The organism is Gemmatimonas sp. (assembly GCF_044344655.1).
Classification (GTDB): domain Bacteria; phylum Gemmatimonadota; class Gemmatimonadetes; order Gemmatimonadales; family Gemmatimonadaceae; genus Gemmatimonas.
This window is the reverse complement of the sequence record NZ_JBIJCN010000061.1, coordinates 1-13,596: the sequence shown is the minus strand read 5'-3', so window position 1 is coordinate 13,596 and position 13,596 is coordinate 1. Positions and strand designations below refer to the sequence as shown.

Genomic DNA, 13,596 nt, shown 5'->3' with positions numbered 1-13,596 from the left:
CACCAGAAAGCAGGGATTCTCGATTCCCCTCGAGGCGTGGATGCACGGCGCCTGGCGATCACTCGTCGATGAGACCTGCGGCGACTCGCGTGACGGCCTTGTAGATCAGCGAGCGCTGCTGGCGTACAAGAAACTCCTAAAGGAGGGCAAACCGGTCGGCGAGCGAATGTTCACGTTGCTCTTCTTGCGCCTTTGGGAGCGGCACTACGGCATTTCGCAGGTGACCTAGTGCTTGCCCGAGTCCCCCGCGCGTTTCCCGAGCCCCTCGGGGCGGGGCTTGGCAATGAGCGCCAAATGATTGCGGTGCATGGATTTGCTGGTGCTGACCGAGTGGCAGAACCGGGGACGGACGCGCCGCGATACCGGTGGCGCGCCCATGGTCCCGTGCCCCAGCGGTCACCCTCCTGATGGGTTGGTGCGGCCGGAGCCCGGCGTCCGGTCCTTTTCCCGCCTGTGTCCCGCTCTTAAATCACTGGTACGCCGCACCGCGGGGCGCTCGGCCACAAGCTCCGAAGTCTCCCGCTGCACTCCCCCTCCGCTGCACCACCACCATGACTGCCCCGCTGACCGATCTCTCCCGACCGCCGCTCACCATCCTCTCCGAGGAGGAGGAGCTGTTCCGCGCTGCCGTGGCCGACCTGGCCCAGTCCGACGTGGCACCGCGTGTGCGTGCCATGGAAGAAGCGGGCAAGGTCGACGCCGACCTTACCGCCAAGTTCTTCGAGATGGGGCTCATGGGCATCGAGCTCCCCGAGCAGTACGGGGGTGCCGGGGGATCGCTCATGATGGTCACCCTGGCCGTGGAGGAACTCAGCAAGGTGGACGCGAGTGCCGCCATTCAGGTAGACGTCCAGAACACGCTCGTGAATTACCCGCTCCATCGCTACGGCAACGAGGAGCAACGCGCGCGCATCCTGCCGCGCATGACGGCAGACACCATCGGCGCGTACGCGCTGAGCGAGCCCGGAAGTGGCAGTGACGCGTTCGGTCTCGCCACGCGCGCCGAGAAGGCCGAGGGCGGGTGGACGCTGAACGGCAGCAAAGCGTGGATCACCAATGGCGGCGAAGCGAACGTGTTTGTGGTGTTCGCCAACACGCGCCCCGACCTGGGCTACAAGGGCATCACGGCCTTCATCGTGGAGCGCGGGATGCCCGGCTTCACGGTGGGCAAGAAGGAAGACAAGCTGGGCATCCGTGCCAGCAGCACCACCAGCCTGCACTTCGAGAACGTATTCGTGAGCGATGCCAACGTCCTGGGAGAAGTTGGAACCGGGTACAAGATCGCGATCGAAACGCTCAACGAAGGGCGCATCGGTATCGGGGCGCAGATGCTGGGCGTGGCGCAGGGCGCACTCAACGCGGCCACGGCGTACCTCAAGGAGCGCAAGCAGTTCGGCAAGGCGCTGGCCGAGTTCCAGGGCATCCAGTTTCAGGTGGCGCAGGCGGCCACGGAGCTCGAGGCGGCACGGCTCATGGTGTACAACGCGGCGCGCCTCAAGGACGCCGGGCGCGATATCGCGCGGGAGGGCGCCATGGCCAAGCTGTACGCGAGCCAGATGTGCGAGCGCGTGACCAGCCTGTGCGTGGAACTGTTCGGTGGCTACGGCTACACCCGCGAGTACCCGGTGGAGAAGTTCTATCGCGACGCCAAGATCGGCACGATCTACGAGGGTACCAGCAACATGCAGCTGCAGACCATTGCCAAGGCCGTGCTGAAGTGAGCGACCCGCACACCAGCCTGTGTCAGGCGGCGGGTGCGGGTTCCGGGGTCTGAGTGCGTCGCTGGTCGTGCGACATATAGGACTCCTCGGCAGCGTGGCGATCATCGTGTTCGCCACGCTGTTTTCGATTGGCGGAGCGGCGCCCGGCGAGACCCAGGCCGTTCGCTTCTGCATCGTGTGCAGCGAGCACTGGCTGGCGGACGCGATCAGCAATGTGCTGTTGTTCCTGCCGTTCGGCGCGTCGCTCAGCGCCTCGCTTGGCACAGGGCGCGTATGGCAGGGGGCCACTGCGATACGCGCGATCAAGCAGGCGGGCGCTGCCGGTCTGCTCCTCTCGCTGCTCGTGGAGAGTGCGCAGTGGATGGGATGGCCGCCGGGGCGTTCGCCGGCGGTTGCCGACCTGCTGACCAACACCACCGGCGCAGTGGCAGGGGCACTGCTGGCAGCGTCCTGGCCTCAGGTCGTACAGCCTGTCCGGTCTATAGCCACGTGGTGCGTGCTGGCGTGGTCGATTGGCGCGGCCAGCGTGCTTGCGCTGACGGCGTGTGCACTGGGCGAATCCACCGCCACGCTCGGCGACGCGCCCAGCGCTACGCAGGTACGAGCCAGCCGCTACAGCTACGCGCCAGCGTTCGGCTGGTACGACGGCACCATCGAGTCGGTTCAGGTGGCGGCGCAGGTGTTTTCGCGCCCCACTGGGACCGGACCCGTGGTGCGCGCTCTGGATCCGGTACCGTGGTCCCTCAGCACCTCGGCCACCCTCACCCGGCTCGATCCCGCCGCGAACATCCGCGCGGTGCTGTACCTGCACGCCGTCCGTGATTCGCTGCCGGTGCTGCTGATCGGCCAGCAGCGGGACACGGCGTGGCTGATCGTGACACGTCGCGCGGGACGACACGGGCTGTACATGCCGCGCCTCGCGCTGGCAGGCGCCTGGGGTGATCTGCAACGCGACGCGCGGCCGGTCACGGTGCACGCGTTCGCGAGCGGGGAACGACTGCGGCTCGAGGCGTTTCCGTCGGGCGCTGCGACGCCCGCAGCGCATGCAGAGCTGCGACTCACCCCCGCCCTCGGATGGGCGTTGTTGCAACCGGCGGTCACGGTACAGTCGCCGTGGGCGCTGCTCGTGCTGTGCGGGTGGCTGGGATTGCTGGCGGGACCACTCGGATGGTGGAGTGCCCATGCCAGCCGCACCGCTGTCACACTCGGCGCAGTCCTCGTGGTGGGCAGTGCGGTGCTGTCACCGGTGCTGGGTGCGGTGCACCCACTCCGTGTCTCCGAATGGGTGATGCTGGCGGGGGCGTATGTGACCGGTGCGTTACTCGCCCTTCACCGATTGCGCACGAAGCGGGCATAGCGTATCGGCGTCCCGCTGACCGGAACACCAGCGTTGCGAGTGGTGTGCGCCGGTCGGGCATGATTGTTCCTGCCATGAGCCGCCCCGCACGCCATGCACATCGCCATGATCGGCACCGGATACGTTGGACTCGTATCGGGTGCGTGTTTCGCCGAGTTCGGGTCCACGGTCACGTGTGTGGACCGGGATGCCGGCAAGATCGAACGCCTGCGTAGCGGGGACATCCCGATCTTCGAACCCGGTCTGGATGATCTGGTGGCCCGCGGTGTGCGGTCGGGTCGTCTGCGCTTCACGACCGATCTGCCAACCGCCGTGAGCGGGGCGGACGCCGTGTTTCTCGCGGTAGGCACGCCAAGCCGCCGCGGCGATGGGCACGCCGATCTCCGGTTTGTCGAGCAGGCCGCAATTGATGTGGCCAAGGCGCTGAGCGGCTACACCGTCGTGGTCACGAAGAGCACGGTCCCCGTGGGCACCGGGCGGCGGGTGGCGGAGCTGATTCGCGACACCAACCCCGAGGCCGACGTTGATGTGGCATCGAACCCGGAGTTCCTGCGTGAGGGCTCGGCGATCGGCGACTTCATGCGTCCCGATCGTGTGGTGATCGGATGCGAAACGGCGCGCGCCCAGGCGGTCCTGCGCGAGCTGTACCGTCCACTGTTCCTCATGGAAACGCCGATGGTGGTGACCGGTCTCGAGACGGCCGAACTCACCAAGTACGCGGCCAACGCCTTTCTCGCGACCAAGATCACATTCATCAACGAGATCGCGGACCTGTGCGACAAGCTTGGTGCCGACGTGCAGGACATCGCACGCGGCATGGGGCTCGACGGGCGCATTGGCAAGAAGTTCCTGCATGCCGGGCCCGGATACGGCGGCAGCTGCTTTCCCAAGGACACACTGGCGCTTGCCCGCACCGCGCAGGACGTGGGCTCGCCAGTGCGCTTGGTGGAGACGGTGGTGCAGATCAACGACCGCCGCAAAGGCGCGATGGCCGGCCGCATCATGGCCGCGTGCGGCGGCAGCGTGCGGGGCAAGTCGATCGGCGTGCTTGGCGTGGCGTTCAAGCCCAACACCGACGATATGCGCGACGCCCCGAGCTTGAGCATCATTCCCGCGCTGCAGGACGCCGGAGCCACGGTGAAGGCGTTCGATCCGGCCGCGATGCACGAAGCGCAGTCACTACTGCCCGACGTGGAGTGGTGCGCCGATCCCTACGCGGTGGCCGAAGGCGCCCACGCCGTCGCCCTGGTGACGGAGTGGAACGAATTCCGCGGGCTCGATCTGGAGCGTCTGGGCGCCCCAATGCGGCAACGCGTGTTTGTGGACTTGCGCAATGTGTACCGGCCGGAGGTGGTCCGGGCGCAGGGGTTCGCGTACACGAGCATCGGCAGGCCCTGAGCGGCGACGGACGGCAGCGCGCGTCGGCTGGGGCAGCGGGGAGGGCTCGATCATTCATGCCGGGCGGTGCTGGCGGGTAATATTCAACCATGATCGAAACCGTTGCCGGCGTGCTGAATACCGTCCTCGCGTTACTCCGCCCACTCGTATTTGCGGGCGGATTCGTCGCGGGCGTGGGGGCTCTCGTGTCGTGGGGGGTGCGCGCGCGGCGCATCTCGCCGTTCTCACCGGTGGCGCGCTTCGTCCGCGAGAAGATCGATCCGGTACTGGTGGCCCCCATGGAGCGCCGTCTGCTACGCGCAGGTGGGTCACCACAGTCCGCACCCTGGTGGTCGCTGGCGGCCGTGATTCTGGGCGGGCTGCTGCTGCTCTCGGGCGTCCAATTCCTGCGCGACCAGTTCCTCATGCTTGCCTTCGCGTCGCAGACCGGCGCCGGGCTGATCGCCCTGCTGATCCGCTGGACGTTCAGCGCGCTGCGCATCGCGCTGTTCGCGCGCGTGATCGCCAGCTGGGTGGGGGGCGGTCCCTACTCCCCGTGGTGGCGCTGGAGCTACGTCCTGACCGAATGGTTCCTGACCCCACTGCGCAACGTGATCCCCACGATCGGGATGATCGACATCTCGGTGCTGGTGGCGTACTTCGGGCTGGGTATCCTGGAGACGCTGATCATCGGCGTGCTGCGGTAGGCCCGGGACGTCCCCAACGGATCCGCTGCGGGCTCGGACCGGCCCGTTCGGACTGTCACAGATTGCATACGACGCGCAAATTCCCGGAACAGGGCGTGGGCGGGGCGTGTTCTAGTTCTTGTTAGGACCGATCGGTCCAACATGTACCGGAACTACACGACATGGAGTCGTCACAGATGCGCAAGCTTTCCCTGCTCGCCACGGCCGCGGTCCTCGCGTTTGCCGCCCCGACTGCCGCCCAGGCTCAGGACAAGGACATCGTGGAGACGGCGGTCGCCGCCGGCTCCTTCAAGACGCTCGCCAAGCTCCTCGGCGATGCCGGTCTGGTCGAGACGCTCAAGGGCCCGGGCCCGTTCACGGTCTTCGCCCCCACCGACGAAGCGTTCGCCAAGGTCCCCGCCGCCACGCTGCAGGCGCTGGCCGCCGACAAGGCGAAGCTCAAGAGCGTGCTGCTCTACCACGTGGTGGCCGGCAAGGTCATGGCCGCTGACGCCCTCAAGCTCGCCGGCAAGAGCGCCAAGACGGTTGAAGGCTCGGATGCGAAGATCACGGTCATGGGGAGCACGCCGATGATCAACAACGCCCACATCGTGAAGACGGACATCATTGCCAAGAACGGCGTGATCCACGTAATCGATGCGGTGATCCTGCCGCCGGCCAAGTAACTCCGCCGGTCCCACGCGCTCTGCTCATTGAGCAGGACGCCGCGGGACGGTGGTCGGGGGACCGCCACCGCTGGTTGCCCACAGGACAAAACGCCACCCCGATTTGGGGTGGCGTTTTGGCATTCCTCATTCAATACCATTGCATTGCCGAGTGCTCTGGAGCCGAATGCCGATGGCTCGAGACCAAACGACTGGTGTCATTAGCCCAGCGATCGCGGGCTGCGCTGCAGGCCACAGCGTCGTACGTGGCACGGCCTGGCAGGATGGCCGTGCGAAACGGGCGCCATTTCGGGACATCGGAGAATGCGTCGCATTGGTGACGTCACCGTCATGAAAGATTCGTACCAGCGACGAAGTGGCAGCCTCTTCCTTCCGCAAGCTCATGTTTTTCAAGCACTTACAGAAATTCCGCCAAAGCACGTCGCGACCCGGGGCGGGTAGAGCAGGCGGCATGTTGCACGGCGTCAACATGAAATGCGGTGCGCCGCGACCCGCCCCCTAGCCGTTGCCCTCCGGTGCGATCGGGCCGTAAGCTCCCCGGGTTGGTTGGCCCGATGTCTCCTGCCCTCTTCCGATCATGCTCCGTCTCCTCGCCCTGCTCGCGGTCCAAGCGCCCACTGTGGCGGCTCCCGTCGTCCACGCTCCCGTCGTTCCGCCGTCCGCCGTCGCCGCCGATCTCGTCGTGACGAACGCGCGGGTCTACACCGCCGACGACGCCCGCCCGCTGGTGGAGGCCTTCGCGGTGCGGGGTGGTCGCGTGGTGTTCACCGGCTCAGCGCGCGAGGCGAAGGCGCTCACGGGGGCCAACACCAGAGTCGTGGACGCGGGCGGCCGCACCGTGATCCCCGGCATGGTGGACGGGCATGCGCACTTCGCCGGGCTCGCGCAGAAGCTGCGGAGCGTAGACCTTGTGGGCACCAAGAGCCTCACTGAGGTGATCGAGCGGGTGGTGGAGCGTGCCAAGCGCACCCCCAAGGGGTCATGGATCATCGGGCGCGGGTGGGACCAGAACGCCTGGGGCAACACCGCCTTCCCCACCCACGAGGCGCTGAGCGCGGCCGCGCCGGATCATCCGGTGATCCTCGAGCGCGTGGATGGCCACGCCGCCTACGTGAATGCCGCCGCGATGCAGCTGGCCGGGCTCACGGCCACCACCAAGGATCCGAGCGGCGGCAAGATCATCCGCGACGCCAAGGGGAATCCCACGGGCGTGCTGATCGACCGTGCCTCGAATCTCGTGGAGAGCAAGGTACCGCCACTCTCGCGCGACGAGATGCGCGCCGCCCTCAAGGACGCCGTCGCGCGCATGCACTCGCTGGGGCTTGTGGGGATGCACGACGCCGGCGCGAGCCGAGAGAACATCGATCTCTTCGAGGCGATGGCGCAGCAAGGTGATCTCAACCTGCGCCTCTACGTAATGATTGGCGACGACGCCAAGGCGCTGGAGCACTACTTCCAGGTGGGCCCCCGGTCGGCCCTCTACGACGGGCAGGTGTGGGTGCGGGCGGTCAAGCTGTACGCCGACGGGGCGATGGGCTCCCGCGGCGCCGCGCTCCTGGAGCCGTACAGCGACGATCCCAACAACAGTGGCCTCCTGTTGAGCGCCCCCGCGCACATCGAGGAGGTGGCCAAGCGCGGCCTCGCCGCGGGCTTCCAGATCAACACGCACGCCATCGGTGACCGCGGCAACCGCGTGGTGCTCGACGCCTACGAAAAGGCGCTCAACGCGCGCCCCACCGCCGATCACCGTTTCCGCGTGGAGCACGCGCAGATCCTGCATCAGGACGACATCCCGCGCTTCGCGCAGTTGGGGGTCATCCCCAGCATGCAGGCCAGCCACCAGACGAGCGACATGTACTGGATCGGCAAGCGGCTTGGCCCCACGCGCCTGTACGGCGCCTACGCCTGGCAGTCACTGCTGCAGACGGGCGTGGTGATCCCCAACGGATCGGACTTCCCGGTGGAAGAGGTGAACCCGCTCATCAGCTTCCACGCGAGCATCGCCCGTCAGGACGCGCGCGACTGGCCCGCCGGCGGCTGGTACCCGGAGCAGCGCATGTCGCGTGAAGACGCGCTGCGCAGCATGACCCTGTGGCCGGCGTACGCGGGCTTCCAGGAGCAGGCCATGGGATCGATCACGCCGGGGAAATACGCGGACTTCGTGGTGCTCGATCAGGACATCATGCGCGTGCCGGCATCGCTGGTGCTCACTACGCGCGTGCTGGAGACGTGGGTCGGAGGCAAGCGGGTGTTTTCGCGGTAAGGCGGACCGGGGGGCCCGAGCGATGGGCGCCGGCCCGCGTCCGTGCCAACGCGTCTCCCAACGGGTCTCCCAACGGGTCTCCCAACGGGTTTCCCATCACGCGCCGTAGCGCGCGCAGCCCCAAACCATCGTCCACCACGAAGATGCGCATCGTCTCGCTTCTCCCGGCCGCCACCGAAATCGTCGCGCTGTTGGGCGCCACTGACCATCTGGTGGGGATCACGCACGAGTGCGACTACCCCGATATCGTGGGGTCGCGCGCGCGCGTCACGAAGAGTGCAGTCCCCGATACGCACGATCCGGCCGCGATCGATGCGGCCGTGCGCGACGCGAGCAACGCGGGCGTGGCGCTCTTTGCGCTCGACGAAAAGACCATCATGGCGCTGCACCCCACGCTCATCATCACGCAGAAGCTGTGCAACGTGTGCGCGATCAGCGAGCACGATGTGCGGGCACTCGCAGCGCGCATCGAGCCGGCGCCAGCGATTGTCACGCTGGGCGGGGAATCGCTGGAGGGCGTGTACGACGACATTCGTGCGGTGGCGGCAGCCATCGGCGCGGAGGACGAAGCCAACGAACTGCTGGCCGGGCTGCGCGACCGTGTGAAGCGTGTGCACGAAACGCTCAAGGCCGCGCAGGCGCCACGGCCGCGGGTGGCGCTGATCGAGTGGACCGATCCCCTGTACGCGGCAGGGCACTGGGGCCCGGAGCAGATCAAGCGCGCCGGCGGCGTAGATGTGTTGGGGCAACCCGGCGTGCACAGCCTGCGCGTGGACATGGACGTCCTGCGCGCTGCCCATCCCGAGATCGTGCTGATTGCGCCCTGCGGTTACACCCTCGACAACGCCGCGGCCGAAGCGACGCGGTGCCTCTCACTGCCACAGTGGCGCTGGCTCGCGGGCCGACCGGTGTGGGCGCTCGACGCCAATGGCCTCATTTCCCGCCCGGGGCCACGCGTGGTGGACGGCATCGAGGCCATGGCCAGCATCTTCGCGCCCACGCTGTTCAGCGAGATCGAACCGTGGCACGCGGTGCGGGTGGCGTAGTTACCCCACCCACATCTTCACCGCCATCACCACCATCAAGACCGCGAACGCCTTCCGCAGCACATCGCCGTCCATGTTGGTGGAAATCCAGCTGCCGGCGAAGGCGCCCACCGCCATACCCACGGCGATCAGCAGCGCGTCGCGCAGCTGCAGCTGGCCGGCACGGTAGTAGTTGAAAGCGCCCACCGCGGCACCGAGCGGCAGGACGAGCGCGGCGAGTGAGGTGCCAGCCGCCTGCTGCGGCGCCATTTTGGCGAAGTAGATGAGCGCGGGCACGATAACGATGCCGCCACCGATGCCGAAGATCCCCGACAGCACGCCGGCGCCGAGTCCGATTGCGAGTAACAGGAGAGTCATGCCACAACATTAGCACCTATATTTCCGGCATGCTTTCCGACACTTCGATCGCCTTTCTCAAGCGCCTGCTCGACACCCCCGGTCCATCGGGGTTCGAAGGCGCGCCGGCGCGTGTATGGCGCGCTGAAGCGGCCACCTTTGCGGCCGATATCCGGGCCGACGTGGTCGGCAACTCGCTCGCAACCATCGAGGGGGACGGCACGGGGCCGACCATCCTGCTCGCCGGGCACATCGACGAGATCGGGATCATCATCACGCACATCGATGACCACGGCTATGTGTACTTCGAGCCGATCGGTGGCTGGGACCCGCAGGTGCTGGTGGCACAACGCATCCGGTTCCTGGGGCGTCACGGCGACGTGTACGGCGTGATCGGCAAGAAGCCCATCCATCTCATGAAGCCGGACGAGCGGGAGAAGGCGAGCAAGATCACCGACCTCTGGGTGGACATCGGCGTGAAGACCAAGCCGGAGGCGCTCGAGCATCTCGAGGTGGGCGACCCGGGGGTGATCGACTCCCGCACGATGGACATGCCCAACCAGCGCATCGTGAGCCGCAGCATCGACGACCGCATCGGCGCGTTCGTGGTGCTGGAGGCCCTCCGTCGCTACGCGCAGCGTCCCGGTGCGGCGCGGGTGGTGGCCGCAGCCACCGCGCAGGAGGAGATCGGCTACAGCGGGGGCGGCGCACGCGTGGCCGCGCAGTCGGTGGATGCCACGATGGCGATCGCGGTCGACGTGACGTTCGCGACGGACCACCCGGGCATGAAGAAGGAGGAAGTGGGCGAACACACGATCGGCGGCGGTCCCGTGCTCACGCGCGGATCGGTCACGAGCCCGGTGGTCTTCCGCCTGCTCGCCGACACGGCGAAGCAGCTGGAGATCCCCTACTCCATCCACGCCGCGGGTCGGTTCACGAGCACCGATGCCGACGCGATGCAACTCGCCCGCACGGGTGTGGCCACCGCGCTGGTGAGTATCCCGAACCGGTACATGCACTCGCCCAACGAGATGGTCTCGCTGGAGGATCTCGACCGGGCCGCGACGCTGATCGCCGAGGCGTGCCGGCGCGTAAGCGCCTCGATGGACTTCACCGCCCGCTAAACGCTCATCCGCGGCGGCGACCTCCGCCCGGACGACGTCCGTGGTGCGCCGTTGCCGTTCCCGTGCTCCCCGCCGTCATGACGACTTCCGGATACGCCACCACCACGCCCGTTCCACTCTTCTGGCGCAAAGATGGCGACGCGGCGCATCCGCCGCTCGTGCTGCTGCACGGTGGTCCGGGGGCGCATCACGACTACCTGTATCCGCAGATGCTCGCGCTCACGGCGACGCACCGGGTCTTCACCTACGATCAGCGCGGGGGCGGGCAGTCGAAGACCGACGATCCGGCGCCCATTACGTGGGAAACGCAGGTCGCGGACCTGGCGGCGCTGATCCGGGAGCACCGACTCGAAGGGGCACCGATCGTGGGGTACTCATGGGGGGCGCTGCTGGCGATGCTCTACGCGGTACAGAGCTCGCGCGATGGGGCGGCGTATCCCACGCCTTCGCAGCTGGTGCTCGTGTCGCCGGCGCCGATCACGCGCGCGTGGCGTGACGAATTTGAGGCCACGCTGGCCGCCCGGGGGCGCAGCGAGGTCATTCAGGGGATGCGCACTGCGCTGGCCGCGGGTGGACTGCGCGAGCGTGATCCGGAGGCGTACCGGCAGCGGAGCTTCGAGCTCAGCGTGGCGGGGTACTTCGCCGATCCGTACAAGGCACACGCGCTCACCCCCTTCCGCGTGACCGGGAAAGTCCAGCAGTCGGTGTGGCAGTCGCTGGGCCAGTACGACATGATGGAAACTTTGCGTGCCGTACATATCCCCACACTCGTCGTGCATGGGAGGCAGGATCCCATTCCACTGGCATCCGCCGTGGCCGCCGCCGAGTGTCTGGGCGCGGAGATGGTGGTACTGGAGGCGTGTGGACATGTGCCGTATGTCGAACAGCCCGACGCGCTGTTCGCGGCCATCGGCGGATTCCTCAACGGAGCGTCGCCAGCCCAGCCGTAGGTTCACACCGCCCTTCGCTGACCGCATCATGGAGCACTTCGGACCCGTCACGCTGACCCCACTCGCCAGTATCACCGTCGACGGGCGCGATGTCCGCGTGACGCTGCACACCGCGCACGACGGGATCGAGTACGTGGGGCGCCTGTTTTTCGCGGAAGCCGACTGGACCACCAGCGGGATCCCCGACCGCGGGATCATTCCGGGGCGCTCGATCGACGACGCCGTGGCCCTCGCGCGCACCCTTACCCCCGACGAGCTCACCCAACGCTGGCGCCGCGCCAATGCGCAGAAGCGCCGCTACCACGGCCTGCGTCGGCTGACGCTCGAAGTGCTCTCGAAAGTGCGCTACCTCCATCAGGTAGGGGTGAGTATGCGCACGGGACTCATTGACGCCGATGGCGCGCAGCAGGAAATGGAGCTGACGGAAGAGCAGATGGTGAACCTGGTCCGCCAAATGAAGCACCTCGCGGGCGTCGAGGGATGAGACCTGAGGGGTGAGACTCCGCGTGGATGGGTGAGTAGGCGCGGTGAGCCGAGATCGCGGTGAGCACGGTCCGGCTCCCCCTCCCGCTACCCGCTGGTCGCTCGCTTTTCCGCCTTTATCACGGCAGGTAGATTTGCCGCATGGACTGTCGTTCCGCCGCCCACGCGCTCAGCCAGATCGCCACCCTCCTCGAGCTCCACGACGAGGACGCGGCCGCCGTCAAGGCGATGCAGGTGGCGGCGCGCATCACCGCGGCACTCGGCGAGCGCCCGCTGGGTGAGGCGCTCAAGCACGAGCTCAATCCGCGTGACTGGCCGCACCCCGACCTGCTGTCGCCGGAAGCGCTCGCCGTACTGCACGAGCTCGCCGACCACAACAGTTCGACGGTGCTCGAACGGCTCCAGGAAGAGACTCCCGAGGGGCTGATGGAGATGCTGCGCGTGCCCGGGCTCGGGCCGGCGCGCATTCGCTCGATCCACGATGGGCTGCACATCGACACCTTGCTCGAACTCGAGCAAGCGGCGCGCGAGGGGAAGTTGGCGTCGCTCCCCAAGTTCGGCGCGCGGACCGCCGATAAGGTGCTCAAAGGGATTGCCGACCTGCGCGCCACCGGCGCTTACGTACTCTGGCAGCATGGGCGCGCCGAAGCGGAGCGCGTGGCCGAGGCCCTGCGCATCCAGCCCGATGTACTGCAGCTCGAGATCGCGGGCTCCATCCGCCGTCGCAACGAGATCGTGCGCGACGTAGACCTGGTGGCCGCCGTGCGCGGATCGCCGTCGATCGTGGCCGCCACGCTCGCACAGCTGCGCGGCGTGAAGGAAGTGCTGGGCGGCGGTGGGCGCACGTTGCAGCTGCGCCTCGACAACGGCGTGCGGGTGGACCTGGCCTGCGTGCGACCGGAGCAGTTTGCGCTCGCGCTCTGGCGTGGCACCGGCAGCGCGCTGCACGTGAAGCAGGTGACCGAACGCGCCGCATCGCTGGGCTACACGCTCACCAACGACGAACTCCGCGACGCCGACGGCGCGCTCGTCGCCATTCCGTCCGAGGCGGCGCTGTACGAGCAGCTCGGCATGGCCTTCGTGCCCCCCGAGCAGCGTGAAGCCGCGGGCGAAGTAGAAGCCGCCGTGGCCGACGTGCTCCCCGCGCTGCTCGAGGAACACGAGTTGCGCGGCGCCCTGCACTGCCACTCGCAATACAGTGACGGCGCCGCCACGATCGAGCAGATGGCGCGGGCGGCGTACGCGCGGGGACTCCGCTATCTGGGCGTGAGCGACCACTCACAGTCCAATACCTATGCCGGCGGGTTGTCGCGCGACCGCATTCTCGAACAACATGCCGAGATCGACGCCCTCAACGTGGCGTTCGCGCAGGAAGGGCTCGATTTCCGCGTGCTCAAGGGTATCGAAGCCGACATCCTCCCCTGCGGACGCATGGACTACGACGCAGGGTTCCTCGATCGCTTCGACTTCGTGATCGGCAGCGTGCACACCCGCTATGGCATGAATGCGGAGCAGATGACGAACCGCGTATTGAAGGCGCTCGACGATCCGCACCTCACGATTCTGG

At 67.5% G+C, this 13,596-nt stretch carries 12 protein-coding genes and 1 pseudogene; 12 read left to right on the top strand and 1 reads right to left on the bottom strand.

Annotation, left to right across the window (positions count from 1 at the left end):
- The 8 genes and pseudogenes from ACIQ51_RS12945 to ACIQ51_RS12910 form a co-directional block, all read left to right on the top strand.
- A pseudogene (locus tag ACIQ51_RS12945) lies at positions 1 to 229 on the top strand (hypothetical protein); the annotation flags it as partial.
- A 322-nt stretch (positions 230 to 551) separates the two neighbouring features.
- Positions 552 to 1,721 carry an acyl-CoA dehydrogenase gene (locus ACIQ51_RS12940; RefSeq protein WP_396205472.1) on the top strand — a complete coding sequence of 390 codons (1,170 nt, stop codon included), beginning with the start codon at positions 552 to 554 and terminating at the stop codon, positions 1,719 to 1,721.
- Positions 1,722 to 1,788: 67 nt separating this feature from the next.
- Positions 1,789 to 3,078 (top strand): VanZ family protein, encoded by a 1,290-nt coding sequence (locus tag ACIQ51_RS12935; RefSeq protein ID WP_396205471.1) that lies wholly within the window; start codon positions 1,789 to 1,791, stop codon positions 3,076 to 3,078.
- 93 nt (positions 3,079 to 3,171) lie between these two features.
- On the top strand, positions 3,172 to 4,476 hold the full coding sequence (locus tag ACIQ51_RS12930; protein WP_396205470.1) for a UDP-glucose dehydrogenase family protein: 1,305 nt from the start codon (positions 3,172 to 3,174) through the stop codon (positions 4,474 to 4,476).
- 89 nt (positions 4,477 to 4,565) lie between these two features.
- On the top strand, positions 4,566 to 5,162 hold the full coding sequence (locus ACIQ51_RS12925; RefSeq protein ID WP_396205469.1) for a YggT family protein: 597 nt from the start codon (positions 4,566 to 4,568) through the stop codon (positions 5,160 to 5,162).
- A gap of 176 nt (positions 5,163 to 5,338) precedes the next feature.
- Complete coding sequence (locus ACIQ51_RS12920) at positions 5,339 to 5,827, top strand: fasciclin domain-containing protein (protein WP_396205468.1); 489 nt, start codon at positions 5,339 to 5,341, stop codon at positions 5,825 to 5,827.
- A 577-nt stretch (positions 5,828 to 6,404) separates the two neighbouring features.
- On the top strand, positions 6,405 to 8,090 hold the full coding sequence (locus ACIQ51_RS12915) for an amidohydrolase (RefSeq protein ID WP_396205467.1): 1,686 nt from the start codon (positions 6,405 to 6,407) through the stop codon (positions 8,088 to 8,090).
- 143 nt (positions 8,091 to 8,233) lie between these two features.
- Positions 8,234 to 9,136, top strand: coding sequence for an ABC transporter substrate-binding protein (locus tag ACIQ51_RS12910; RefSeq protein WP_396205466.1), 903 nt, complete (start codon positions 8,234 to 8,236; stop codon positions 9,134 to 9,136).
- Here ACIQ51_RS12910 and ACIQ51_RS12905 read toward each other — a convergent pair whose 3' ends face one another.
- Entirely contained in the window at positions 9,137 to 9,493 is a 357-nt protein-coding gene (locus ACIQ51_RS12905; protein WP_396205465.1) for a TSUP family transporter, read from the bottom strand. It lies immediately after the preceding gene.
- A 29-nt stretch (positions 9,494 to 9,522) separates the two neighbouring features.
- Between ACIQ51_RS12905 and ACIQ51_RS12900 the strand changes: the two genes are divergently transcribed.
- From ACIQ51_RS12900 to ACIQ51_RS12885, 4 genes are all read left to right on the top strand, one after another.
- Complete coding sequence (locus tag ACIQ51_RS12900; RefSeq protein ID WP_396205464.1) at positions 9,523 to 10,596, top strand: M42 family metallopeptidase; 1,074 nt, start codon at positions 9,523 to 9,525, stop codon at positions 10,594 to 10,596.
- A gap of 77 nt (positions 10,597 to 10,673) precedes the next feature.
- Positions 10,674 to 11,546 (top strand): alpha/beta fold hydrolase, encoded by an 873-nt coding sequence (locus tag ACIQ51_RS12895; protein ID WP_396205463.1) that lies wholly within the window; start codon positions 10,674 to 10,676, stop codon positions 11,544 to 11,546.
- Between the two features lie 28 nt (positions 11,547 to 11,574).
- Positions 11,575 to 12,030: a hypothetical protein gene (locus ACIQ51_RS12890; RefSeq protein WP_396205461.1), complete on the top strand. Its 456-nt coding sequence runs from the start codon at positions 11,575 to 11,577 to the stop codon at positions 12,028 to 12,030.
- A 140-nt stretch (positions 12,031 to 12,170) separates the two neighbouring features.
- The coding region (locus ACIQ51_RS12885; RefSeq protein WP_396205460.1) for a PHP domain-containing protein at positions 12,171 to 13,596 on the top strand (1,426 nt) is incomplete at its 3' end.

Bases quoted from the DNA above. Each gene is read 5' to 3' on its own strand.
- ACIQ51_RS12910 (WP_396205466.1), top strand. From the start codon at position 8,234: ATGCGCATCGTCTCGCTTCTCCCGGCCGCCACCGAAATCGTCGCGCTG.
- ACIQ51_RS12895 (WP_396205463.1), top strand. From the start codon at position 10,674: ATGACGACTTCCGGATACGCCACCACCACGCCCGTTCCACTCTTCTGG.
- ACIQ51_RS12930 (WP_396205470.1), top strand. From the start codon at position 3,172: ATGCACATCGCCATGATCGGCACCGGATACGTTGGACTCGTATCGGGT.
- ACIQ51_RS12940 (WP_396205472.1), top strand. From the start codon at position 552: ATGACTGCCCCGCTGACCGATCTCTCCCGACCGCCGCTCACCATCCTC.
- ACIQ51_RS12915 (WP_396205467.1), top strand. From the start codon at position 6,405: ATGCTCCGTCTCCTCGCCCTGCTCGCGGTCCAAGCGCCCACTGTGGCG.
- ACIQ51_RS12890 (WP_396205461.1), top strand. From the start codon at position 11,575: ATGGAGCACTTCGGACCCGTCACGCTGACCCCACTCGCCAGTATCACC.
- ACIQ51_RS12905 (WP_396205465.1), bottom strand. From the start codon at position 9,493: ATGACTCTCCTGTTACTCGCAATCGGACTCGGCGCCGGCGTGCTGTCG.
- ACIQ51_RS12920 (WP_396205468.1), top strand. From the start codon at position 5,339: ATGCGCAAGCTTTCCCTGCTCGCCACGGCCGCGGTCCTCGCGTTTGCC.
- ACIQ51_RS12900 (WP_396205464.1), top strand. From the start codon at position 9,523: ATGCTTTCCGACACTTCGATCGCCTTTCTCAAGCGCCTGCTCGACACC.
- ACIQ51_RS12925 (WP_396205469.1), top strand. From the start codon at position 4,566: ATGATCGAAACCGTTGCCGGCGTGCTGAATACCGTCCTCGCGTTACTC.